The 22100-nt window shown below is 62.6% G+C and carries 25 protein-coding genes and 3 tRNA genes; 18 read left to right on the top strand and 10 right to left on the bottom strand.

What is annotated here, in order from left to right; translation table 11 throughout:
• Positions 1–19 precede the first annotated feature (19 nt).
• Positions 20–1270, top strand: a complete 1251-nt coding sequence (locus SZ64_RS06450) for a cyclopropane-fatty-acyl-phospholipid synthase family protein (RefSeq protein ID WP_054530059.1) — start codon at positions 20–22, stop codon at positions 1268–1270.
• Positions 1271–1274: 4 nt separating this feature from the next.
• On the opposite strand, the gene SZ64_RS06445 is transcribed toward SZ64_RS06450, so the two are convergent.
• From SZ64_RS06445 to purF, 3 genes are all read right to left on the bottom strand, one after another.
• Positions 1275–1625 (bottom strand): PilZ domain-containing protein, encoded by a 351-nt coding sequence (locus SZ64_RS06445; protein ID WP_054532126.1) that lies wholly within the window; start codon positions 1623–1625, stop codon positions 1275–1277.
• A gap of 99 nt (positions 1626–1724) precedes the next feature.
• Positions 1725–2456 carry an SDR family NAD(P)-dependent oxidoreductase gene (locus SZ64_RS06440; protein ID WP_054530058.1) on the bottom strand — a complete coding sequence of 244 codons (732 nt, stop codon included), beginning with the start codon at positions 2454–2456 and terminating at the stop codon, positions 1725–1727.
• The gene (purF, locus tag SZ64_RS06435; RefSeq protein ID WP_054530057.1) at positions 2456–3958 is read right to left on the bottom strand and encodes an amidophosphoribosyltransferase; all 1503 of its coding nucleotides are present in this window, start codon (positions 3956–3958) and stop codon (positions 2456–2458) included. Before purF ends, SZ64_RS06440 begins: the two co-directional genes overlap by 1 nt.
• 237 nt (positions 3959–4195) lie before the next feature.
• Between purF and SZ64_RS06430 the strand changes: the two genes are divergently transcribed.
• Together SZ64_RS06430 and thyA are read left to right on the top strand one after the other, a co-directional pair.
• A tRNA-Pro gene (locus SZ64_RS06430) sits at positions 4196–4272 on the top strand.
• 105 nt (positions 4273–4377) lie between these two features.
• A complete protein-coding gene (gene thyA, locus SZ64_RS06425) occupies positions 4378–5343 on the top strand; it encodes a thymidylate synthase (protein WP_054530056.1) in 966 nt (321 codons plus the stop codon).
• A gap of 3 nt (positions 5344–5346) precedes the next feature.
• On the opposite strand, the gene SZ64_RS06420 is transcribed toward thyA, so the two are convergent.
• On the bottom strand, positions 5347–5805 hold the full coding sequence (locus tag SZ64_RS06420) for a hypothetical protein (RefSeq protein ID WP_054530055.1): 459 nt from the start codon (positions 5803–5805) through the stop codon (positions 5347–5349).
• Positions 5806–5974: 169 nt separating this feature from the next.
• On the opposite strand from SZ64_RS06420, the gene SZ64_RS06415 reads away from it, so the two are divergent.
• Positions 5975–6051 (top strand) — tRNA-Asp (locus SZ64_RS06415).
• A gap of 124 nt (positions 6052–6175) precedes the next feature.
• Here SZ64_RS06415 and SZ64_RS06410 read toward each other — a convergent pair.
• From SZ64_RS06410 to SZ64_RS06395, 4 genes are all read right to left on the bottom strand, one after another.
• Positions 6176–6388, bottom strand: a complete 213-nt coding sequence (locus SZ64_RS06410) for a DUF2842 domain-containing protein (RefSeq protein ID WP_054530054.1) — start codon at positions 6386–6388, stop codon at positions 6176–6178.
• Positions 6389–6988 (bottom strand): 5-formyltetrahydrofolate cyclo-ligase, encoded by a 600-nt coding sequence (locus tag SZ64_RS06405; RefSeq protein ID WP_241772993.1) that lies wholly within the window; start codon positions 6986–6988, stop codon positions 6389–6391. It lies immediately after the preceding gene.
• Between the two features lie 226 nt (positions 6989–7214).
• Positions 7215–7532, bottom strand: a complete 318-nt coding sequence (locus tag SZ64_RS06400; RefSeq protein ID WP_054530053.1) for a cell division protein ZapA — start codon at positions 7530–7532, stop codon at positions 7215–7217.
• The gene (locus SZ64_RS06395) at positions 7529–7717 is read right to left on the bottom strand and encodes a hypothetical protein (RefSeq protein ID WP_054530052.1); all 189 of its coding nucleotides are present in this window, start codon (positions 7715–7717) and stop codon (positions 7529–7531) included. Before SZ64_RS06395 ends, SZ64_RS06400 begins: the two co-directional genes overlap by 4 nt.
• Before the next feature lie 216 nt (positions 7718–7933).
• On the opposite strand from SZ64_RS06395, the gene tkt reads away from it, so the two are divergent.
• The 4 genes from tkt (at position 7934) to SZ64_RS06375 (ending at position 13168) form a co-directional block, all read left to right on the top strand.
• Positions 7934–9931 (top strand): transketolase, encoded by a 1998-nt coding sequence (gene tkt / locus SZ64_RS06390; protein WP_054530051.1) that lies wholly within the window; start codon positions 7934–7936, stop codon positions 9929–9931.
• Positions 9932–9960: 29 nt separating this feature from the next.
• The gene (gene gap, locus SZ64_RS06385) at positions 9961–10968 is read left to right on the top strand and encodes a type I glyceraldehyde-3-phosphate dehydrogenase (protein ID WP_054530050.1); all 1008 of its coding nucleotides are present in this window, start codon (positions 9961–9963) and stop codon (positions 10966–10968) included.
• Between the two features lie 92 nt (positions 10969–11060).
• Positions 11061–12260, top strand: coding sequence for a phosphoglycerate kinase (locus SZ64_RS06380; protein ID WP_054530049.1), 1200 nt, complete (start codon positions 11061–11063; stop codon positions 12258–12260).
• A gap of 20 nt (positions 12261–12280) precedes the next feature.
• Complete coding sequence (locus SZ64_RS06375; RefSeq protein ID WP_054530048.1) at positions 12281–13168, top strand: fructose bisphosphate aldolase; 888 nt, start codon at positions 12281–12283, stop codon at positions 13166–13168.
• Positions 13169–13177: 9 nt separating this feature from the next.
• On the opposite strand, the gene SZ64_RS06370 is transcribed toward SZ64_RS06375, so the two are convergent.
• Complete coding sequence (locus SZ64_RS06370; RefSeq protein WP_054532124.1) at positions 13178–13585, bottom strand: hypothetical protein; 408 nt, start codon at positions 13583–13585, stop codon at positions 13178–13180.
• Positions 13586–13665: 80 nt separating this feature from the next.
• On the opposite strand from SZ64_RS06370, the gene thiE reads away from it, so the two are divergent.
• Positions 13666–14307: a thiamine phosphate synthase gene (gene thiE, locus SZ64_RS06365; RefSeq protein ID WP_054530047.1), complete on the top strand. Its 642-nt coding sequence runs from the start codon at positions 13666–13668 to the stop codon at positions 14305–14307.
• Here the strand turns inward: thiE and SZ64_RS06360 are convergent.
• Complete coding sequence (locus tag SZ64_RS06360; RefSeq protein ID WP_054530046.1) at positions 14282–14662, bottom strand: hypothetical protein; 381 nt, start codon at positions 14660–14662, stop codon at positions 14282–14284. The two genes, thiE and SZ64_RS06360, sit on opposite strands and share 26 nt — an antisense overlap.
• Before the next feature lie 156 nt (positions 14663–14818).
• Between SZ64_RS06360 and efp the strand changes: the two genes are divergently transcribed.
• The 9 genes from efp (at position 14819) to SZ64_RS06315 (ending at position 22061) form a co-directional block, all read left to right on the top strand.
• Complete coding sequence (efp, locus tag SZ64_RS06355) at positions 14819–15382, top strand: elongation factor P (protein ID WP_054530045.1); 564 nt, start codon at positions 14819–14821, stop codon at positions 15380–15382.
• Between the two features lie 2 nt (positions 15383–15384).
• Entirely contained in the window at positions 15385–15786 is a 402-nt protein-coding gene (locus tag SZ64_RS06350) for a hypothetical protein (RefSeq protein WP_054530044.1), read from the top strand.
• Positions 15787–15845: 59 nt separating this feature from the next.
• Positions 15846–16667, top strand: coding sequence for an inositol monophosphatase family protein (locus SZ64_RS06345; protein ID WP_054530043.1), 822 nt, complete (start codon positions 15846–15848; stop codon positions 16665–16667).
• A 104-nt stretch (positions 16668–16771) separates the two neighbouring features.
• Positions 16772–17086, top strand: coding sequence for a hypothetical protein (locus tag SZ64_RS06340; protein ID WP_054530042.1), 315 nt, complete (start codon positions 16772–16774; stop codon positions 17084–17086).
• Positions 17087–17133: 47 nt separating this feature from the next.
• Positions 17134–17217, top strand: a tRNA-Leu gene (locus SZ64_RS06335).
• A 78-nt stretch (positions 17218–17295) separates the two neighbouring features.
• Entirely contained in the window at positions 17296–19089 is a 1794-nt protein-coding gene (locus tag SZ64_RS06330; RefSeq protein WP_193391513.1) for an SLC13 family permease, read from the top strand.
• A 106-nt stretch (positions 19090–19195) separates the two neighbouring features.
• Positions 19196–20977: a MoaF N-terminal domain-containing protein gene (locus SZ64_RS06325; protein ID WP_054530041.1), complete on the top strand. Its 1782-nt coding sequence runs from the start codon at positions 19196–19198 to the stop codon at positions 20975–20977.
• A gap of 15 nt (positions 20978–20992) precedes the next feature.
• The gene (locus SZ64_RS06320) at positions 20993–21505 is read left to right on the top strand and encodes a hypothetical protein (protein ID WP_156313556.1); all 513 of its coding nucleotides are present in this window, start codon (positions 20993–20995) and stop codon (positions 21503–21505) included.
• A 58-nt stretch (positions 21506–21563) separates the two neighbouring features.
• Complete coding sequence (locus SZ64_RS06315; RefSeq protein WP_054530039.1) at positions 21564–22061, top strand: hypothetical protein; 498 nt, start codon at positions 21564–21566, stop codon at positions 22059–22061.
• Positions 22062–22100 lie beyond the last annotated feature (39 nt).

Genomic DNA, 22100 nt, shown 5'->3' with positions numbered 1-22100 from the left:
CGGGAGTCATACTCGCGTCATGTCTGTGGAGGGGATCAGACGCGGGGACATGCTGCTTGATGGCAGCCACCGGGTCCACACCGGGCCCACTCTTCTTGCGCGCCTGTTTGCCGGGGGCGGGCACAAGCTTCTGGATGAATTCGATCGCGGCCTCGCAACGGGCAGGCTTTGCGCCCATCTTCCCGATGGCACGACGCGTCATCTCGGGGGGCGTGCTCCGGGCTTCGAAGCGGAAATCACATTGCGGGACTGGCGTGCGCTGGTCCGGCTGGCCACTGCGGGTTCGGTCGGCTTTTACCAGGCGTGGGAAGCCGGTGAGTGGACCAGCCCCGATGAAGTGGCGCTGTTTGCGCTGGTAATGGCCAATGGCGAATCGCTGGGCGATGCGGGCAGAGCCAAAGGGCCGTGGCGACTGGCCGGGCGGCTGCTCCACTGGCTCAACCGCAACACGCGGGAACGGGCGGAACGGAACATCCATGCCCATTACGATCTGGGCAATGATTTCTATGGCGCCTGGCTCGATCCCACGATGAGCTATTCCAGCGGGCTCTATTACGACACGAGGCGAGGCGCAGCGGCGCTGGAGGCTTCGCAGCATTCCAAGTGGCAGCGACTCGCTCAGCGGCTCGGCAATCCGGAAAAGCTGCTGGAAATCGGCTGCGGCTGGGGCGCGCTCAGCAATTATTTCGCCTCGCGCGGGAGCCAGGTGACCGGCATCAGCCTGTCGGACGAGCAGTTGCACTGGGCAGCCTCGCACCAGTCTGGCGCGATAGACTTCCGTCATCAGGATTATCGGGACGTTTCTGGTCAGTTCGACGGGATCGTCAGCGTGGAAATGGTGGAGGCTGTGGGCCGTGAATATTGGCCGTCCTTCTTCGATTGCCTCGCCCGCAACCTGCGCCCGGGCGGCCGGGCCGCGATCCAGTTCATCGCCATGCGGGAGGAACTGTTTGATGGATATGCCCGCAATGCCGATTTCATTCAGGCCTATGTCTTCCCAGGCGGGCTGCTGATTCGCACCAGCGAGTTCCTGCGTCTTGCCGCGGAGCGTGGCCTGTCATGGGAAGATCAGGAAGATTTCGGCATCGACTACGCCGAAACGCTGAAAGCATGGCGCGTGAATTTTGACCGGGCCGTGGCCGAGGGCCGGCTGCCGGATGGCTTCGACGATCGCTTCTGCCGCTTATGGCGTTTCTACCTGATGTATTGCGAAGGCGGCTTTCGTGGCGGCGGGATCACGGTCAGCCAGGCAACGCTGGTGAAAAGCTGAGCCTTCAGACCGGTTTGTAGATACCGTCGCCCCGGAAGCGCGCGATGATATTGTCATGCACGATGGGGCTCAAAAGCTGTGAAAAGGCGCAGCCGCAGATCGCATTGTCCCACCACACGACTTCGGCCTGCAACGCCTCCAGTCCCGGCAAGGTTAGCCAGCAGATCGAACGGGGGTACATCCGGTTGATCGCTGTGGCGGAAAAGCCCGAGAGCGAAAGATCGTGAACGACGGTCTGAAAGCCTCGTCCGCCGGAAACCCGCAATTGGGCGGGTATGGTGATCCGGGTGCGCGGCGCGCAGCGATCTTCCTGCGCGGCGATCTCGTAGCGGGTCGTTACCCTCTCATTGTTCATCGCGGCGGTCTCCCATAAGCCAAACTGGTCCACGGGAGGGGCGTCCCGTGGTTTAGACAGGATGCGCGATTCTGCTTTATCCGCTCTTTTCGGAGCTGGTTAACCGGCCGGCTGAACCCGTTCACGATGGCAGGTGGGGAAATCCTCCTGCACCAGCGCCACAATGCGGTCCGCCACCACTTCAGGCGCCTTGACCGTTTGCGGGTCTTCGCCCGGATAGGCGCGAGCGCGCATTGCAGTGCGGGTTGCACCGGGATCGAGAATGGCGACGCGGATTTCGGAAATTCGAGCCACTTCCTGCCCATGGCATTCCAGCAGCGCTTCGAACGCGGCCTTGCTGGCGGCATAGGCACCCCAATAAGGGCGCGGAGCCTGCGCAAGGCTGCTGGTCAGGCCGACGATCCGCGCATCTTTGCTGCGCTTCAACATCGGATCGAACGCGGCGATCAGCGCCTGCGTCGCCAGCACGTTGGTGGTCAGGGCCTGATTGAAATAGCGCGGTTCAATCTGCGTGACGGGGCCAAGCTGCGGCAGGAAGGCCGCCGAAAGCACCATGATGTCCAGCGCATCCCAGCGATTGGAGATTGCCGTTGCGAGCCTTGCAATTGCGTCCGGTTCGCCAAGGTCCAGCGGGGCGATAGTAGCACTGCCGCCTGCCTGATGGATCGATTCCTCGATTTCCTCCAGCAGGGCGGCATTGCGGCCGGTGATGACGACATGCGCCCCGGCAGCGGCTAGCGCCTTGGCTGTGGCGGCACCTATGCCTCGGCTGGCACCGGTGACGAGCGCGACCTGACCGTCCAGCGGCCTGTTACCGAAAGCAGTGGCCATCAGGCGACCTTGTTGACCGGCAGGGAGAGCTGCGCTGCGTCCGTCTCACGACGGGCAAGATCGGTCAGGCTGGTGGGATAATCGCCGGTGAAGCAGGCGTCGCAATATTGCGGGCAGCTATTGTTGCGCTGCTTGTGACCCACGGCGCGATAGAGACCGTCGATGGAAACGAAGGCGAGGCTGTCGGCCTGGATGAAATCGCGCATCGCTTCGAGGTCCATGCGGCCCGCGAGCAGCTTGGAGCGTTCAGGTGTGTCCACGCCGTAATAACAGCCCCATCCGGTAGGCGGGCTGGCGACACGGAAATGCACTTCCTTGGCGCCTGCATCGCGCATCATCTGCACGATCTTGAGGCTGGTGGTGCCGCGCACGATCGAATCGTCGATCAGCACGATGCGCTTGCCTTCTACGATCAGGCGATTGGCATTGTGCTTGCGCTTCACGCCGGCATGGCGCGCGCCGTCAGAAGGCTGGATGAATGTGCGGCCGACATAATGCGAACGGATGATGCCCAGTTCGAACGGAATGCCGGATTGCTGAGAAAAACCGATGGCGGCGGGCACGCCGCTGTCTGGAACCGCAACAACCAGGTCCGCATCAGCCGGGCTTTCCAGCGCCAGCTGAACGCCGATTTCCTTGCGCACGGAATAGACAGCGCGGTTATCGAGGATCGAGTCAGGCCGGCTGAAATAGACGTGTTCGAAGATGCAGGGCCGCGCGCTCGGATTGCCGAATGGGCGGTGCGTTTCAAGCGCGCCTGAATGATCGACCCGGATCAGTTCGCCAGGCTCCACTTCGCGGATGAATTCCGCGCCTACGACGTCAAGCGCAACCGTTTCGCTGGCGAAGATGGTCGCATCGCCGATGCGGCCCATCACCAGTGGCCGGATGCCCAGCGGATCGCGGCAGGCCACCATGCCTTCAGGCGTCATTACGATCAGCGAATAGGCACCTTCCAGCATGCGTAGCGCATCGATGAAGCGGTCGAGCATGGTGGGGAATCGGCTGGTGGCGACGAGGTGGATGATCACCTCGGTATCCGACGTCGACTGGAAGATCGCGCCGTTCTTCACCAAATCCTGCTTGAGCGACATGGCATTGGAGATGTTGCCATTGTGCGCGATGGCAAAGCCACCCGATGCGAGGTCGGCATAAAGCGGCTGGATGTTGCGCAGGCCGGAACCACCGGTGGTGGAATAGCGCACATGGCCTGCCGCAGTTCGGCCGGGCAGTTCGGCCAGAGCCTCGCCGGAAGAGAAGTTTTCCGCCACATGGCCCAAGCCGCGGCGGGAGAAGAACTCGCTGCCGTCAAAGCTGGTGATGCCGGCGGCTTCCTGGCCGCGATGCTGCAGCGCGTGGAGGCCGAGCGCACAGATCGCCGAAGCGTCTGCCGCACCGATTACCCCGAACACACCGCATTCCTCGTGGAGCTTGTCGTCGCCCGATTCGTCGGACCAAATGTCCCACGGGGTTTCGTCGCGCAGGGAATCGCGTTCGATCATGATTTTTGGGTGACTCGCCAGCCTTGGAACGCCCTTCGCGCTCCTTCGGGGCCCCAATGGCGATGTTACGCGCCGATTACAAGGGGTGCCAAGCAAAGATGGTGGCTATTGAAACCTGTTTGAGGTGCGGAACACCGTGCATTTACACAGGTGCAAAATGCCCGCTTGCCACCCTGCCAACTCGCCGCTATTGGGCCGCCTCTGCCTCGCCCCGCAGGAAACTGCGATGGCGCCGGTCGGGGAGTAGCTCAGCCTGGTAGAGCACTGTCTTCGGGAGGCAGGGGCCGGAGGTTCGAATCCTCTCTCCCCGACCATTTAACTTCTTGGGCGCTTTGCGCGGCGCCCGTCATCCACAAACTATCCTGCACAAGCGTGCTCGGCGCGTTTACCTGCGTGCCTTGCGGGCGTTAGATACGTCCATGGCATCGCATACCGTCTTCGGCTTCGACGAAACCGCGCATGAGTCGCGGCATCCCGAGTGGCAATATCTCGATCTGCTGCGGCAGGTATGGGAGCAGGGCGATCAGCGGGAAGACCGCACGGGCATAGGCACGCGATCCATCTTCGGCGCACAGATGCGTTTCGATCTGTCCGAAGGGCGCATGCCGCTGATCACCACCAAGCGAGTCTTCTGGAAGACGGCCACGCGTGAAATGCTGTGGTTCCTCACCGGCGAGACCAACATCCGCCCGCTGGTGCTGCAGGGTGTGAAGATCTGGAACGAATGGCCGCACGCCAAATATGTCCGCGCGACCGGGCATGACATTGCGCTGGACGACTTCGTCGCCCGTATCGCGGAGGACGAATCATTCGCGGCCGAATGGGGCGATCTCGGTCCGGTCTATGGCAAGCAGTGGGTCGACTGGGCGACTTATGAGTCCAATGGCGACGGTACGTTCCGCAAGGGGCAGGGCATCAATCAGGTCGCCGAACTGGTGGAAAGCCTGAAGACCAATCCCGGCAGCCGCCGCCATATCATCGAAGGATGGAACGTGGCGGAGCTTGACCAGATGGCGCTGCCGCCATGCCACAAGACCTACCAGTTCCATGTCGCGGGGGACCGGCTGAACTGCCTGCTCTATCAGCGTAGCTGCGATGTGGCTTTGGGGTTGCCGTTCAACCTATGGTCCGGCGCCTTGCTGCAGCGGATGGTCGCGCATCAGGCCGGGCTGGAGCCGGGCGAGTTCGTGTGGATGGGCGGGGACACCCATCTCTATCTGAACCATTCGGAACTGGTGGAGGAACAACTCGGGCGCCGGCCGGAGGGCGATCCGCGTCTGACCATACGGCGCAAGCCTGATTCGATCTTCGATTATCGGATCGAGGATTTCGAAGTGACCGGCTATGCCCCGCAGGGAGCGATCAAGGCGCCGATTGCGGTCTGATTCTCAGCGGACGATGGCTGAATAGGTCACGCGGCCGATTCCGCGCCGTGCATCCGTAGGGCTGACTGTCCATCGCAGGTGCGTGACATCCTCGGGCGTGGCGAGGCGGTTGCCATAACGATCGCTGGTCTTCAGTGCGCCCAGGCGGCCCCAGTTCCTGCCGCCGTCCACGGATACCTGAATCGCATCTGTGCTCGTGTCCTGAAACGCAATGCTGCGCGGAATCGGGCTGGTAACGGCAAAGGCTTTCCCTTCCGGGGAAGTTTGCCATTCCACCACCATCACAAGGCGATCACCGCGCCGCAGCTGGCTTGCCGGCTCGATCCGGCGTTCCACGCGCCCGTCATTCGTGTGGCCCAGCCGTTCAACGAATACTGCGCTATCCAGCGAAACCGGCTTTTGTGCCACGGCCGGTGCCGCAATCGCGCTGGCAATCAGTGCTGCGCACAGCAATTTCCGCATGAGAATGCCCCCTCATTTGTCCGGGCGGAATCATCTCAGCGAAGCACCAACATATGGTTAATGGCGCGCTCACCATGACGATGTGAAAAACCTGTCATCACCCCTGTTGACAGGGGGGGCAGCCTGCCCTAGTGGCGGCGCTCCCCAAGGGGTGCACGCCCAAGAGAACGCGGGTGTAGCTCAGTTGGTTAGAGCGCCGGCCTGTCACGCCGGAGGTCGCGGGTTCGAGCCCCGTCACTCGCGCCACTTGGGGGATCTACTTGAAAAGTTGGAATAATCTTCGCCTTCGGGCGCACTGGCAAAGTGCGTCCCGGCGCAATCGTGCGCCAAGCGAAGTGGTCAGATTTTCAGGAGAGCGGGGTGTTCTCGCTCAGCCCCAGCGGCCGGTTTCCATCCAGATCAGGAAGCGCCTCAGGGGCAGCAGCCAGATGGTTCCCAACACGATATAGATCGGCGTCTGCAACAGGACGTGCAGCGTGCCGATCCAATGAGAGGCCCAGGCGACGAACAGGGCATAGATTGCCAACGCAATCAGCAGTCCGAGAATCCCGAAGGGGATTCGCAAAGTGGGTTTGCTGCGCATTCAGAACGGTCCGTAAAGCCGGGTAGGGGTGACGATGGCCTTCAGGGGTGCGTCATGCGGTTCCAGCGGCAGCGATTCGACCTTCTGGATGTCCCACGCCATGCCGATTGCCAGCTTGCCGGGATTACGGCCCAACCATCCGTCGTAAAAGGCGCCGCCCTGGCCCATGCGCTCGCCGCGCTCCGTAAAGGCCACCAGCGGGCAGAACAGCACATCAGGCACGACGATCCGATTCTCGGACGAAGGCTGCGGGCCATAAGGCCCGTCTTCGATGTCGCTTTCCCCGATGGGGTCACTCCACTGGCGGAAGATCATCGGTGCGTCGGGCGAGGTGATCCAGGGCAGGGCGACGATGTGGCCCTGCTCGAACAGGAAGCGCGCATAGGACAGGGCAGGGGCCTCGTCGGGCGTGCTGTAATAAAGGCCGATGGTCGCGCCGGCGGGAATCAGGTTCAGCACCGGATTCGGCGGGCGGCGGAACAACAACGCGCGCGTCGTCGGATCAAGCGAGGCGGCATGTTCGCGGCGCGCCTTGCGCATCGCGCGGCGCAGCCGCTGCTTTTCCTCGTCCACGGGGTTGGTCTCGACAGGGCTCGTCACGCATCCGCTCCGCATGACCGGCGCGAGCCGGAAGGAATCAGGTGACGGGACCACCATGGGCCGGTGCCGGAGAAATCCTCTGACGCCTCACGTCAGGTGGGGACCATTTGTGCTGGGCCAGGGCCCAGCCAGGGACAGCCCCCATGGATTTGCTTATAGCCTCAGGGATGTTCGATCGGCGCGTACCGGGCAGTACCCGTCACGGGCCTATCTAGGGAAGGGAGCGTCAGCCCTCAAGGCTCTCGGCAAGTTTTTCGAGCCGTTCGGCCAGCGCCTCGAACCGATCGGCCGGGATAGGCGGGCCGTCGAGGGGGAGAGTGGGGGCGGGAGCCGCTGCAAGGCGATTGCGCAGATCATGCGCCTCATCGGCGAGCAGCAGTGCCGCGAACAACAGGGTGCGAGGCTCACTTTGCCCGACATTGCCCTTGAGCGAAGCTACCTTGGCCTCAATCGCCTGGCCAAGCCGGGCAATGTGACCCTCCTGCCCATCCTGGCAGGAGACAGTATATGTGCGTCCACCGATAGTGAGTTGAACGTTGCTCATTGGTCCAGCGATCCGATCAGCGTGTCGAGATCGCGCAGCGAAGCGCTGACGCTGGCGCGCAGTTCCTCATGCTTGCGGGCAAGCTCCGGGTCGCCTGAACTACGCCGATTGGCCGCAGCAGCCTCAATCCGGCCGGCGGCAGCCTCAATTCGGGCAATCGCGTGTTCGATACGTTGCCGTTCCATGACCGCTCGCTAGCGCAAACTTCTCCTTCGGCGCAAAAACTTGCTTACGAAAGTTGTGAATTATCCTTCGGCGAGGGGTGCTTGTGTCCCAACTGACACGCTGCATCGACACAGGGGCACCCCCGCTTGACGGGGGGGCGGCAACCCGCAAAGGAGGCCCCGCGCCGAATCGTCACAATTCAGCCAGTTTGCAGCGCACCGCAGGAGCCAGCCAGAATGACCATCGATCCGTCCCGCCTCGCGCCCATGGCCAACGCCATCCGCGCTCTCTCGATGGATGCGGTCCAGGCGGCCAATATCGGCCATCCGGGCATGCCGATGGGTATGGCCGATGTCGCCACCGTGCTGTGGTCCGATTACCTGAAGTTCGATCCCGCCGCGCCGCAATGGCCGGATCGGGACCGTTTCGTGCTGTCGGCCGGCCACGGTTCGATGCTGATCTATGCGCTGCTCCACCTCACCGGTTTCGAACGGCCGACGATGGACGACATCCGCAATTTCCGCCAGCTCGGCAGCCCCTGCGCCGGCCATCCGGAAAACTTCCTGCTCGATGGCGTCGAAGCCACTACTGGCCCGCTGGGTCAGGGCCTGGCGATGGGCGTGGGCATGGCGATGGCTGAACGCCACCTCAACGCCGTTCACGGCAGTGATCTGGTCGATCACCGCACCTGGGTGATCGCCGGTGATGGCTGCCTTATGGAAGGCATCAACCACGAAGCGATCGGCCTTGCCGGCCACCTGAAGCTCGGCAATCTGATCGTGCTGTGGGACGACAACAAGATCACCATCGACGGTAAGGTCGATCTCTCCTCCAGCGAGGACGTGCTGGCCCGTTATCGTGCGACCAACTGGCATACGGTGAGCTGCGACGGCCACGATCCGGCTGATATCCGCCGCGCCATTGACGAGGCTCTGGCCGATCCGCGCCCATCAATCGTCGCTTGCGCCACCATCATCGGCAAGGGCGCGCCCAACAAGCAGGGCACGTCAGCAGTGCATGGCTCGCCGCTGGGCGCCGATGAAGTCGCTGCCGCCCGCGTCGAACTGGGCTGGGACTACGAACCCTTCGTCGTGCCCGACGATATTCTGGCAGACTGGCGCTCGCTCGGTGCCAAGGGCGCCAATGCCCGCGCCGAATGGGAAGCGCGCCTGGCCGCCAGTGCCAACAAGGATGCGTTCGAGGCACAGCTGGCCAGCGTTGCTGACAAGGCCGGCGATGCACTGACCGATTATATTCGCGGCCTTGCCAAGGATGCGCCGAAGGTTGCCAGCCGCAAGGCCTCGGAAATGGCGCTCGGCCCGCTCACCGAGAAACTGCCGCAGCTCGTGGGCGGTTCGGCGGACCTCACCGGCTCCAACAACACGAAAACTTCGGCCACCAAGCCTTTCTCCGCGCAGGATTATTCCGGTCGCTATGTCTATTACGGCATCCGCGAATTCGGCATGGCCGCGGCGATGAACGGCATGGCGCTGCATGGTGGCGTGGTGCCCTATGGCGGCACTTTCCTGATCTTCAGCGATTATGCCCGCAATGCCATCCGCCTTTCGGCGCTGCAGAAAGTCGGTGCGATCTATGTGCTGACGCATGACTCGATCGGTCTGGGTGAAGACGGCCCGACCCACCAGCCGGTGGAACAGGTGATGAGCCTGCGCCTGATCCCCAATCTCAACGTCTATCGTCCCTGCGATGCCATCGAAACGGCGGAATGCTGGGCGCTGGCGCTCGAAACGCCGAACACGCCTTCGGCCCTGGCCCTGTCGCGCCAGAACCTGCCCGCGCTGCGTGGTGAAGGTGACGAGGAATGGACCCCGGGCACCAACCGTTCGGCCAAGGGTGCCTATCGCCTGCGCGCCGCCAAGGCGGAGCGCAAGGTGGTGCTGGTAGCCACCGGTTCCGAAGTGTCCGTGGCAATCGAAACTGCTGACGCGCTCGAAGCCTTGGGCATTGGCGCGGACGTAGTTTCCGCACCCTGCCTTGAACTGTTCGACAAGCAGGATGCAGGCTATCGTGACGAGGTGATGCCGCGCGATGCGCTGATCGTGTCGATCGAAGCGGGCACCACCCTGGGCTGGCAGGCATATACCGGCCGCGACGGTATCAATATCGGGTTGGACCGGTTCGGCGCTTCGGCTCCGGCAGAAGTCCTGTTCAAGCATTTCGGCTTCAGCGCTGAAGCCATCGTGCCGCAGATCACGGCAAAACTGGGCCAGTAATTCAAGCTGGCATCGCAAAGGAGCAAACCATGGCGATCAAGGTTGCAATCAACGGGTTCGGACGCATCGGACGTAACGTGGCCCGCGCGATCTTCGAACGGACCGATCACGATCTGGAGCTCGTCTCGATCAACGATCTGGGCGATGCAAAGGCCAATGCCCGCCTGTTCAAGCATGACAGCGTGCACGGTACTTTTGCTGGCACCGTCGAAGTTGACGGCAACGACCTGATCATCAACGGCAAGCGCATTCACGTGACTGCCGAGCGCGATCCGGCGAACCTGCCGCACGCTGCCAATGGCGTGGATATCGCGATGGAATGCACCGGCTTCTTCACTGACCGCGACAGCTGCCAGAAGCACCTCGATGCAGGCGCCAAGAAGGTGCTGATCTCGGCCCCCGGCAAGAATGTGGACCTCACCGTTGTGTTCGGTGTGAACCATGACAAGCTGACGGCGGAACACACGATCGTTTCCAACGCATCGTGCACTACCAATTGCCTTGCGCCGCTGGCCAAGGTTCTGAACGACAATATCGGCATCGAACGCGGCCTGATGACCACGATCCATGCCTATACCAACGATCAGAAGATCCTGGACCAGATCCACTCCGACCCGCGCCGCGCCCGCGCCGCAGCAATGAGCATGATCCCCACCACCACCGGCGCTGCTCGCGCCGTGGGCGAGGTTCTGCCCGAACTGAAGGGCAAGCTGGACGGTTCTTCCGTCCGCGTGCCGACCCCGAATGTTTCGGTTGTCGACCTGACCTTCCAGCCGGGCCGCGATACCTCGGCCGAGGAAGTCAATGCGCTGCTCAAGGCTGCTGCCGAAGGCCCGCTCAAGGGCGTTCTGGCCTATTCGGACGAGCCGCTGGTCTCCATCGACTACAATCACTGCCCGGCCAGCTCGACCATCGACAGCCTGGAAACGGCTGTGATCGAGGGCAAGCTGGTGCGCGTGCTTTCGTGGTACGACAACGAATGGGGCTTCTCGAACCGGATGCTCGACACCGCAGGTGTGATGGCGAGCTTCCTCTGAAGTCATGATTGAACCGTTCGTGCCGCGCGCAGTCGGGGCACGAACGGTATTCCTCTCCGACTGCGCTTGATCAGAATGGCGAGGTGGGTGAGATGGCCGGTTTCAAGACGCTTGACGATGCGGGTGATGTAACCGGCAAGGTCGCGCTGGTCCGGGTGGACCTGAACCTGCCGATGGATGGCGGCCGCGTGACTGACGACACGCGCGTGCGCGCCAGTGCGCCGACTATTCTCGAACTTTCCCAAAAGGGCGCCAAGGTGCTGCTTCTGGCCCATTTCGGTCGCCCGAAGGGGCAGCGCAGTTCCACTCAGTCGCTTTCGATGGTGCTCGATGCCGTGCAGGACGTGCTGGGCAAGGAAGTGATGTTCGTGCCTGAGGTGGCCGGTCCGATTGTGGAACAGGCTATCGGCATTCTGCGCAATGGCGACATTGCCATCCTTGAAAATACGCGCTTCTGGCCGGGCGAAGAAGCGAATGATCCCGAATTCGCCAAGGCGATTGCCGCGAATGCCGATCTGTTCGTGAACGATGCCTTTTCCGCCGCACACCGTGCCCATGCGACTACCGAAGGCCTCACTCACCTGCTGCCGTCCTATGCCGGGCGCGCGATGCAGGCAGAGCTTGAGGCGCTGGAAAAGGCGCTGGGCAATCCGCAAAAGCCGGTGGCGGCAGTGGTTGGCGGGGCCAAGGTTTCGACCAAACTGGCCGTACTCAAGCATCTCGTCGGCAAGGTGGATCACCTGATCATCGGCGGCGGCATGGCCAATACTTTCCTCGCTGCGCGCGGCGTGGACGTGGGCAAATCGCTGTGCGAGCATGATCTGGCCGCCACGGCAGAAGAGATCCTGGATGCCGCCGATGTGGCAGGATGCACTGTTCACCTGCCTTACGACGTGGTTGTCGCGAAGGAATTCGCCGCCAACCCGCCCAGCATGCGCATCTGTAACGTCCATGAAGTCGCTACCGACGAAATGATCCTGGATGTCGGCCCGCAGGCGGTGGAAGCCCTGGGCGACGTATTGAAAACCTGTCGCACTCTGGTTTGGAACGGCCCACTCGGAGCTTTTGAGACGCAGCCCTTCGACGCGGCGACCGTCGCGCTGGCCAAGACCGCGGCCGCCTTGTCCAAGGAAGGTTCGCTCGTTTCGGTGGCCGGTGGCGGCGACACGGTGGCCGCACTGAACCATGCAGGCGTTGCGGGCGATTTCACGTATATTTCGACTGCCGGTGGTGCTTTCCTCGAATGGATGGAAGGCCGCGAATTGCCGGGGGTCGCTGCGCTGGAACGTTGATTGCAGTCAGGGAGAGGACAATGATCGAAGCTCGGATGCTGGAACGGATACGGACGGGCAAGGGCTTCATCGCCGCGCTCGACCAGAGCGGGGGTTCAACTCCCAAGGCGCTCAAAGGCTATGGCATCGAAGAAGGTGCATGGTCCTCCGAGGAAGAGATGTTTGGTCTCATCCATGAAATGCGGGTACGGATCATCACGTCGCCTGCCTTCACAGGTGAGAAGGTGCTCGGTGCGATCCTGTTCGAGCGCACGATGGACGGTCTGGCCGATGGCAAGCAGGTTCCCGCACTGCTGCGTGAACGCAATGTCGTGCCCTTCCTCAAGGTCGACAAAGGGCTGGAGGATGAGGCCGACGGCGTCCAGTTGATGAAGCCCATGCCGGGGCTTGTCGATCTGCTGGCCCGCGCGAAGGCGCTGGGCGTAGTAGGCACCAAGATGCGCAGCGTGATCAATGCTGCCGACCCGGTCGGCATCGCGGCAATCGTGGCGCAGCAATTCGAAGTCGGGGCGCAGATCTGGCACGCCGGGCTGATGCCGATCCTGGAGCCGGAATATAATATCAAGAGCACTGACCGTGCCGAGGGTGAGACCTTGCTGCGCGAGGAAATCCTCAAGCAGCTAGACGCCATGCCGGACGGGCAGATGGTGATGCTCAAGCTGTCGATTCCGGTCGTGGCGAACCATTACAAGGCGCTGATCGAACATCCGGCAGTGGCCCGCGTCGTGGCACTTTCCGGCGGCTATAATCGCCCCGATGCTTGCGCTGAACTCGCCAGGAACCCCGGCATGATCGCCAGTTTCAGCCGCGCGCTGCTGGAAGATCTGCGCGCGGGGATGAGCGATGAGGAATTCGATTCGGCGCTCGGCAGTGCCATCGACGAGATCTATCGCGCCTCGATTGTATAATTGCGCGGCCTAATTCCCGCCCTCGAAGCCGAAGCGATAATTTGCGGGCACCGGGTCTTCCCCGGTGACCCGCTCTGGGCTGACGGAGGACAGTGTAAGGGTGGTGCCATGTGTGCCGTAAGTCTCGCCCAGAGTGAGAGGCACAGTTTCGCGCCAGCCTGCGCCGTCGATCCTGGTGACGAGGATCACACGACCCGCCCAGACGCAGCGTGCGTTCATCGGGCAGCGGCTGTCTTCCGCTACTTCCATCGGTGTGACTGTCAGTCTGCCGACCTGAACCGGCTGGCCGATGGCCACTTGTGTGCCGTCCGCCTGGGCCGGCTCGGTGCTGACGATCGGGGTGTTCTGCGGCTGGACACAGCCAGCGAGAGAGGCAGAAAGCGCCATGGCGGAAAACAGAAGGAGGGCGTGTTTCATCGCGTGCTTCCTGAGATCGGACAACTGAACCGCGCCGGAACGCTTGGCTAGTCGGCCCGGAAAATCTACAGGCGCTTCCCATGACTGCCGAAACGCCTGACTGCCAGCTCTATCTGATCTCCCCGCTCGAAGTCGGGGGCGATTTCCCTGCGCGCCTTGAAAGGGCGCTCGATGCCGGGCCGGTCGCCGCCTTCCAGTTCCGCGTGAAGGGCGTGGATGAACACGAGGCCGTACGCCTTGCCGAGCCGCTGCAGCGCATCTGCGCCGAGCGGGAAGTGGCCTTCATCGTGAACGATTCCATCTCTCTTGCGAAGCGGATCAGGGCCGATGGCGTTCATCTGGGCCAGTCAGACGGATCGGTGCAAGAAGCGCGGGAGCGGTTGGGGCGCGATGCGCAAATCGGCGTGACCTGTCATGCAAGCCGGCATCTTGCGATGGAAGCGGGCGAAGAAGGGGCCGACTATGTCGCCTTCGGGGCCTTCTTCCCTACGGCGACCAAGGAAATCGAACATCGCGCCGAACCGGAAATCCTGGCGTGGTGGGCTGCCTTGTTTGAGCTTCCCTGCGTCGCGATCGGCGGCATTACCCCTGAAAACTGCGCGCCACTGATTGAGGCAGGGGCGGATTTCCTCGCGGTTTCGGGTGCGGTGTGGAACGGAGATGAAGCGGCGGCCGTGCGGGCATTCGCCGAAAAGCTCACTTCGGTGTCGCGCCAATCCTGATACAGCGCAGCCCGGTCGGTTCGCCCTTTTCATCCAGCTTGCGCAGATAGCGGCCGCTCTTCACTTCATAGCGGTTGCCCTTGCGTGGGCCGCTGGTCATCGTCACCAGATCGCCAATGCGCAGATAGGTGCCGGCCTTGCCTTCTGCCGAATAGGCAGAGCCGTTGGTGATGACGAAGGCTTCCTCCGCCACAGGTACACCGCGCTGTGTTGCGGCATCGCCGGGCAGTTCGCAGGAATAGGTGCCACGTTCCAGCGTGGACAGCCGGCCGCCATCATCCGCCAGTGCGGGGCTTGCAGTGGCAAGAACCGCAACCAGCATGGCCCGGTGGAAACTGCTGAATGCCTGCTTCATGGCTCCTCTTTCCGCCGCGGCGGCTAGCATGCGCCGCTGCGGTGCGCCAGTGCAGTTGCACGTGGCTGCAGCTTGCCGAAGGCTACGCCACGCGCTAGGGCGCGCGCTCACACGCATGTTTGTGCAACGCTCTTTGCAATTGGAAAGCTGAACCCCATGAAAATCAGTGGCGTGGACATCCGCCCCGGCAACATCCTCGAGTATGAGGGCGGCATCTGGAGAGTCGCGAAGATCCAGCATACCCAGCCGGGCAAGGGCGGGGCCTTCATGCAGGTCGAAATGAAGAACCTGATCGACGGCCGCAAAACCAATGTGCGCTTCCGCAGCGCCGATACGGTGGAGCGTGTTCGCCTCGATACCAAGGACTTCCAGTTCCTCTATGAGGATGGCGACCAGCTGGTGTTCATGGACAAGGACACTTACGACCAGATCACGCTTGAGTCGGACCTGCTGGGCGAAGCCCGCGCCTTCCTGACCGATGGCATGGACGTGGTGCTCGAAATGTATGACGAGCGTCCGATTTCCGTTCAGCTTCCAGAACAGGTCGAAGCCCTAATCGTCGAAGCCGACGCCGTGGTTAAGGGGCAGACCGCCAGCTCCAGCTACAAGCCTGCCGTGCTTGAAAACGGCGTCAGGGTGATGGTGCCTCCGCATATTGAAAGCGGGACCCGCATCGTGGTGGACGTCTATGCACGCGAATATGTGAGAAAGGCCGACTGACCATGAAGAAACCGCTCCTTCTTGCCGCCGCTGCCGCCGCCCTTGTTGCGTCGGTCGCTCCCGCAGCCCAGGCCGCGGGTGCCGAAGGAGCGGCCACGCCGGCTCCCACCAAGCTTACGCCCGAACAGGCGGCCGATATTCAGCGTGCGGCGATCATTTTCCGCCTGTTCAACACCGCCTTCACTTCCAAGGAAGTGGAACAGCCGGTGAAGACCCGGATGCTCACCTGCCTTTATGGTAATTCGCTGGGCAAGATCAGCGTCGCCACTGGCAAGGTGATGAAGGAACAGGGGCTGGACGATAAGAAGCCGGGCGATATCTATCGCGCGGCTGCCGGCGTTTGCGGCATTTCGTTCAAGGCCAATGCCCAGCCTGCCGCAAAGCCGAGCGGCGAGGGTCGCTGACAAATCCCGCGCATTGGAGTGCCGGCGGCGCTCCGGCGCCGTAAATAGGAAATACTTCGATGGCAGCAGTTTCTGGCCTGATTCGCGTGATGGAGCGCGCCGCCCGCAAGGCGGGCGGTCGCCTTCGTCGCGACTTCGGCGAAGTGGAGCACCTGCAGGTCAGCCGCAAAGGCCCGTCGGACTTCGTGTCCAAGGCGGACCACGCGTCTGAGCGCACGCTTTATGACGAGCTGAGGCAGGCCCGCCCCGACTGGGGTTTTCTGTTGGAAGAAAGCGGCGAAATCGACCCGAATCCGGATCAGCCGCGCTGGATCATCGACCCGCTCGACGGCACGTCGAATTTCCTTCACGGCATCCCGCATTTCGCGATCTCGATTGCCGTGCAGGAACCCAAGCTCGACGGTTCGGGCTGGGGCGACGTGGTTGCCGGCGTGATCTATCAGCCGATCACCGACCAGACCTTCTGGGCGGAAAAGAGCCGTGGCGCGTGGCTGCACGATGCGCGCCTGCGCGTTTCCGCCCGCCGTCACCTGTCGGAAGCACTGATTGCTACTGGCGTTCCCTATCACGCGCATGGCGACTTTAATGAATGGACCCGCATCTTCGCGGCCATTGGCCCGCAGGTTGCCGGTATCCGCCGCTTCGGCGCTGCCTCGCTCGACCTTGCATGGGTCGCGGCAGGCCGTTTCGATGGTTTCTGGGAAAGCGACCTTGCGCCCTGGGATACGGCGGCGGGCTGCCTGCTGGTGCGTGAGGCTGGCGGTTTCGTTACCGATTATCGCGGCCGGTCCGAGGCGATCTGCGACAAGCAGGTAATTGCCGGGAACGATCCGCTCCATTCGCGCCTGCACAAGCTGGTTGCGGGCGCGATCAAGGGCTGATCGGGCGCCGATTTCGTCCTTAATGCTCCGGGCACCGCATTCGGGAACCCGGAATTAGGCACGCGGCCAGCAAAATGCTTCCATCCGAAAGATCGGGGGCATTTATGGGTCTCAGCATAATTCTCGGCGGCCTTGCCGTCGCAAGTGTTGTTGCGCCGGCGGCGCAGCTTGAACCGCATCGTGTAGTGGTAGTGCAGCGCCAGACGCCGGCACCGGCGCCGACATTCCAGTTGCCGGAGACCGCCGGATCCGGCGTTCTGCCTTCGCCCATCGCAGTGCGGCAGACAGTGGCCTATCCACGCATTGCCGGGCCGGAACCCGTGCAGAAACAGTCCGTCCTGCCGTCGCTTGACTGGGATGATGGGAATGCCGCGCTGAAAATGCGCGCTGCGGGCATTCATCTGGGCTGGAATTTCTGACCACGCTTGAACCCGGAGGCCATGCCCGCTAAGCGCGGCGAGCGCAGGCCCCTGTGGCGGAATGGTAGACGCGAACGACTCAAAATCGTTTGTCGCAAGGCGTGCCCGTTCGAGTCGGGCCAGGGGCACCACGCGAAGCTGACCGGCTTCATGCAAACGGTCAGCTTTGCGGGTTCGCGTTCCGGCAAAGCCTTGCTAGTCTGGCGACGATGATTGCCGTTCCTTCCCTGCATGCCATTGCCACCATTATCCTGACGATCAGCATGTTCGTTGCCTTTGCGCGCGGACGTATGCCGACGGAGATCGTCTCGCTCCTCACGATCGCGCTGATCGCGGTGGGGCTGTATTTCTATCCGTTGCCGCATAGCCAGCCGACGGACGGGCTGCGGCTCGCCTTCTCGGGCTTTGGCCATTACGCGCTGATCACGATCTGTGCCCTGATGATTATGGGGCGGGGTCTGGTGGTGACGGGTGCGCTCGATCCGGCGGCGCGATTGCTGGGCCGGGTATGGGCGATCAACCGGCAGTTGGGCATGCTTGTATCGCTGCTGCTGGCTTTCACCCTGTCGATGGTGGTCAACGATACGCCGGTGCTGGTGCTGCTGCTGCCGATTTTCGTGCAGCTCGCCGCCAATGGGGCGATGCCCGCATCCAAGACGTTGATGCCGCTCAATGCCGCAGTGCTGATCGGCGGGATGGCGACCACAATCGGTACATCGACGAATCTGCTGGTCGTCTCGATCGCGCGCGATCTGGGCATGCCGCATATGAACGTGTTCCACTTCACGCCCATCGTGCTGGCGGCCGCGCTGGTGGCTTTGCCGTATCTGTGGCTGGTCATGCCGCGCCTGCTGCCCGATCACAGCAAGGAACCCAGCTTCGAGCCGCGGCGGTTTTCCGCCCTTTTGCGCATTCCGGCGGGAAGCGATCTGGTGGGCAAGACCATTGAGCAGGTGCGGGTAAAGCTGCCTGCCGGCTTTTCTTTCGATGGGGTGCCTTCCACGGCTCTGGAGGCCGGGCACCGCCTTGCCGTTTCGGGCACGCATGAGGCTCTGGAAGAGGCATTGCGGCTGCTCAAGGGGCAGGCCGCGCCGGGCTGGGTGATTGACCGGATCGAGCGCAAGGCCCGCTCGCAAGGGGATGACATCATCGTGGTGGAAATGGCTGTGACGGCGGATTCCCGCCTGATCGGCCGCACGCTCGCCACCTCGGGTATTGCGGACCTCTACAGCACGGCGGTGCTGGGCATCCACAAGCTGCGCCGCCTGATGGGGCCGCCGCCACCGGGTGCGGGGGAAATCGAGATTGGGGAAGGGGATGTGCTCCTTGCCATGGGCCTGCCCGAAGATCTGGAGGAATTCGCCCGCAATGACGGCCTGCTGATCCTGGACGGCGCGCGCGAGGTACCGCGCCGGTCCAAGGCGATCATGGCACTGGCCATCATGCTCGGGACTATCGGCCTTGCTTCGGCAGGCCTGCTACCCATCGCCATTTCCGCATTGGCCGGGGCGATCCTGATGTTCATCACCGGCTGCGTGAAGTTCGATCGGGTGGGGCGCGCACTTTCCGCCAAGGTGATCGTGCTGGTCGCGGCCAGCATCGCGGTTGGCCAACTGGTGCTGGAAAGCGGCGCGGCGGCCTGGCTGGGCGAATCCATGGCGCTGGGGCTACAGCATCTGCCGCCCGCCGCCGTGCTGGCGGCGATCATGCTGTTCGTGACTCTGCTGACCAACTTCGCCTCCAACGCCACGGCGGCCACCATCGGCACGCCTATCGCGTTCAGCATCGCCAGCGAGTTGGGCCTGCCGCAGGAGCCTTTGATCCTGGCCGTGCTGTTCGGCTGCAACCTGTGTTACGCCACGCCAATCGCCTATCAGACGAACATGCTGATCATGGGCGAGGGCAACTACACCTTTGCCGACTATATCCGCACCGGCGTACCGTTGGTGCTGCTGATGGTGGCCACACTCTCATTCCTGCTGGTGCTGAGCTACGGTATGTAGCCTCAAATGGAGTGTTTGAGCGCTGGACGCCGCGCTGCTGCATGATAGGCTCCCAACAGCGACTCCAGCCCGCTTGAGGCGGAGCGCCGGGAATGAGGGGGAAACGATGCCGGGGAAAGCCTATCCCGACGTGCAGCTCTATCGGTATGACTGGTCGAAACTGACCGAGGCCAGCATCAGTGCGGCAATCGACAAAGTCGCCATGCAGGGGCCGCAATGCGCCTCCGCACCGGATATTTCGCTGTCCGGCAAGACGATGCAGATCGTCACCGATGCGGATGGTCCCAATGCCGGGCCGACCCTGTCCTATCGCTTCATGACCGGCAACCGGCTGATCCTGTCCGAGAATGGCGGCGATGGTGTAAACGCAGGCTATGTCGCGCTGTCGTGGGAGCATTTCACCTTCTTTGCCCATCTGATCCCCGGCACCCTGCGCGGTTATGCGGTGGCGGTGGACAATCACACGGGCCTCGTCACCGCGTTCGAACTATGGTTCGGCGGGCAGGATGCGAAGCGCGAAGTGAGCCGCGCCGTGTGGCAGGGCTATCTGTTCGAGAAAGGCGGCGAAGCACCGGTCGGCCGCCATAGGGCGACCAATCGGGTGGAGGGCAAGGGCCTGTACTGGAAGACGGATACGGGCGACGAGACGCTCGAATTCTTTCCCTCCATTGCCTATTCGCACTGGGTCGAACTGACGCGGCTGGACGGAAAGCAGGGCTATTGCGCGCCCTCAGACTATATCCAGATCGACGACCGGTTCTATCTCTACACCCGCACCGAAAGCGAGTTTTCGGGCATCTTCACTGTCTATCTGATGGACCTTGACCGGCTGGCCCAGGTCGGCCTGCGGTTGGGCTTCAATGCGGCAGACGAACTGGAATTCCGGGCCTTCACCGGCAAGGGCGAATGGCTGGGCCAGATCGCCCAGTTCGAGAAATTCGGCGATATCAGCGGCGGGCCGACCAAGCCGCGCCCCGGACCGGGGCAGACCGGCAAACTCGATCCCGATGCCAAGGGCGCACGGGGGATCTATCGTCCGCTGGGCACCATGCCCAAGATGTCGAAGGCTGAAGTCGCAGCGGCGGTGAAGGAGAACACTCGTGTCTTCGCCCCGCGCACCGGGGCAGGCAGCGGCGCAGCGGGCATGGCTGCCAACGGGTTGCCTGCGGTCGACTGGCTTTCAAGCAAGAGCTTCACGCTGCGCTACGACGGCGGCCTTGTGATGGAATACAAGGTGATGAGCGAGGATTCGCTCCAGTGGCGCAAGAATGGCGGCGAATGGGTAACGGCGCGCTATCAGGCCTATGAGCCCGCGCCGGGAGTGATCCTGTTCGGCCATGTGCTGGATGGAGAGCCTGACCATGACGGCCATTCCATCTGCGCCGATTTCGAAACCGGCCTGGTCACTACCTTCAACGGCCATCTCAACACGCCCTATTTCGCGAATGAGGCTGGTGCGCGGACCTTGTTCGGCGTGATCGAGATGAAGGGCCTGCCATCGGCCGGCGCGCGCCGCCATCAGCGGACCAACGATCTGCTGGGCCGGGCGATTACCTGGAATTACGCACCGGGGCTTACCTCGATGCACCTCTATTCCACGCCGCACACAGTATCGTGGATCATCTTCACCGATACGGGCGCAGGCGGGCTGGAATGGAGCGGGCCGGGCGATTTCGTGAAGATCCGCGACGATCTCTATTTCGCTTACTGGCTGGAAGATGCCTGCAACGGCACTCTGGGCACTATCGTGATCAATATGCGCACGATGCATGATTCCGGGATCGGCTATCACTGCGGCCAGGAAGGGCTGAGCATGAGCCAGGTGGGCGCCCATGCCCGCCATGCCGGCAAGTTCGACATTGATCGTTTCTTCAAGAACAGGGCTTGAAAGGGAGTTGAAAGAATGGCTGGTAAACCCATGACTTCGCGTCGATCCTTTCTCAAGTCGGGTGCAATTGTCGCAGCCCCCATTGCGGTTGTCGCATCGCCTGCGGCCGCTGCCGCCATGGCGGATGACGGCAACCGCGCCCGTCTGGCAATGCTCGAGGATACACGCGCGATCGAGGCACTGAACCGCAGCTTCGTGCGCCGATTCAACGGTTCCGGTATGGCAGCGACGGCGGAACTGTTCGCTGACGGCAAGGCGCCGCAACTGGCCGACGGCGCAGCCCGCCTTTCGCTCGACGATATGGAAGAACCCGCTCATTTCGAACTGGCAGAAGGCGGCGCGCGGGCCAGCGCGCATTATGTCTGCACGGTCGAGACCGAACATGCACTGGATGGGGAGGATACCCTGCTCCAGATGGCGCGGATGCAAGGCAACATGGCCCATCGGAGCAGCGAGCGGCACCTGCTGAAGGCCGACTATGTCCGGCGCGAAAGCGGCTGGGTAATCGAGAGCATCCGGTTGGGTTAGGGCAGTGGACCTGTCCCGGCTTTCCCGAACGGTTCTTCGCCCCGGCATTGTTGCTGCATTGGCATGCCTGCTGTCCGCCTGCTGGCTTTCCGAAAAGCCTCTGCTGACGGCAAAGACCGCTTCGGGCGTCGATTTCACCGGCACATATCGTGCGCTGGGCGAGGAGGAACGCAGCGATCTCGTCATCTCCACCCGCGGCAAGCATGCCTATGAAGTGCGTCAGGGCGAGGAGAAGATCTCCACCCGCTATCTCAAGCTGAGGGGCGATTGGTATCTCGCGCAATATAAGGGCAAGGACGAGGAAGAGCGGGACGATGAAGTCGTCTATCTCTACCAACCCATGCGCGCGGTAAGCGGACGGCTCTATATGTATTCAGCCGATTGCGACGATACGCCGGGCGAATTCCGGGGAATGAAGCGCGAAAAGGGGGCGTGCTCCTTCACTTCGCTCGACGGTCTGAAGGCGGCGGCGCTGGCCTTCATCGGCCGGATCGAAAAGGGCGAAATCGCAGACGATCCGCAGGTGTGGGTGAAGGTTTCCGTCACCCGCCATTGATCGGGATTTGCGCGGGCAGATGGTAAATCCGCCCGTAAC

The organism is Erythrobacter sp. SG61-1L, from assembly GCF_001305965.1.
Lineage (GTDB): Bacteria > Pseudomonadota > Alphaproteobacteria > Sphingomonadales > Sphingomonadaceae > Andeanibacterium.
Note: the sequence above shows the minus strand (reverse complement) of the source record. Positions and strands in the feature narration are given on the sequence as shown.

Coding starts and splice junctions, on each gene's coding strand:
- SZ64_RS06320 (WP_156313556.1), top strand. CDS start 20,993: ATGGCTGGTAAACCCATGACTTCGCGTCGATCCTTTCTCAAGTCGGGT.
- SZ64_RS06440 (WP_054530058.1), bottom strand. CDS start 2,456: ATGGCCACTGCTTTCGGTAACAGGCCGCTGGACGGTCAGGTCGCGCTC.
- gap (WP_054530050.1), top strand. CDS start 9,961: ATGGCGATCAAGGTTGCAATCAACGGGTTCGGACGCATCGGACGTAAC.
- SZ64_RS06410 (WP_054530054.1), bottom strand. CDS start 6,388: ATGCGCAGCAAACCCACTTTGCGAATCCCCTTCGGGATTCTCGGACTG.
- SZ64_RS06350 (WP_054530044.1), top strand. CDS start 15,385: ATGAAGAAACCGCTCCTTCTTGCCGCCGCTGCCGCCGCCCTTGTTGCG.
- SZ64_RS06325 (WP_054530041.1), top strand. CDS start 19,196: ATGCCGGGGAAAGCCTATCCCGACGTGCAGCTCTATCGGTATGACTGG.
- SZ64_RS06345 (WP_054530043.1), top strand. CDS start 15,846: ATGGCAGCAGTTTCTGGCCTGATTCGCGTGATGGAGCGCGCCGCCCGC.
- SZ64_RS06380 (WP_054530049.1), top strand. CDS start 11,061: ATGGCCGGTTTCAAGACGCTTGACGATGCGGGTGATGTAACCGGCAAG.
- SZ64_RS06445 (WP_054532126.1), bottom strand. CDS start 1,625: ATGAACAATGAGAGGGTAACGACCCGCTACGAGATCGCCGCGCAGGAA.
- SZ64_RS06375 (WP_054530048.1), top strand. CDS start 12,281: ATGATCGAAGCTCGGATGCTGGAACGGATACGGACGGGCAAGGGCTTC.
- SZ64_RS06360 (WP_054530046.1), bottom strand. CDS start 14,662: ATGAAGCAGGCATTCAGCAGTTTCCACCGGGCCATGCTGGTTGCGGTT.
- thiE (WP_054530047.1), top strand. CDS start 13,666: ATGACTGCCGAAACGCCTGACTGCCAGCTCTATCTGATCTCCCCGCTC.
- SZ64_RS06330 (WP_193391513.1), top strand. CDS start 17,296: ATGATTGCCGTTCCTTCCCTGCATGCCATTGCCACCATTATCCTGACG.
- SZ64_RS06340 (WP_054530042.1), top strand. CDS start 16,772: ATGGGTCTCAGCATAATTCTCGGCGGCCTTGCCGTCGCAAGTGTTGTT.
- efp (WP_054530045.1), top strand. CDS start 14,819: ATGAAAATCAGTGGCGTGGACATCCGCCCCGGCAACATCCTCGAGTAT.
- SZ64_RS06400 (WP_054530053.1), bottom strand. CDS start 7,532: ATGAGCAACGTTCAACTCACTATCGGTGGACGCACATATACTGTCTCC.
- SZ64_RS06450 (WP_054530059.1), top strand. CDS start 20: ATGTCTGTGGAGGGGATCAGACGCGGGGACATGCTGCTTGATGGCAGC.
- SZ64_RS06395 (WP_054530052.1), bottom strand. CDS start 7,717: ATGGAACGGCAACGTATCGAACACGCGATTGCCCGAATTGAGGCTGCC.
- SZ64_RS06370 (WP_054532124.1), bottom strand. CDS start 13,585: ATGAAACACGCCCTCCTTCTGTTTTCCGCCATGGCGCTTTCTGCCTCT.
- SZ64_RS06420 (WP_054530055.1), bottom strand. CDS start 5,805: ATGCGGAAATTGCTGTGCGCAGCACTGATTGCCAGCGCGATTGCGGCA.
- purF (WP_054530057.1), bottom strand. CDS start 3,958: ATGATCGAACGCGATTCCCTGCGCGACGAAACCCCGTGGGACATTTGG.
- thyA (WP_054530056.1), top strand. CDS start 4,378: ATGGCATCGCATACCGTCTTCGGCTTCGACGAAACCGCGCATGAGTCG.
- tkt (WP_054530051.1), top strand. CDS start 7,934: ATGACCATCGATCCGTCCCGCCTCGCGCCCATGGCCAACGCCATCCGC.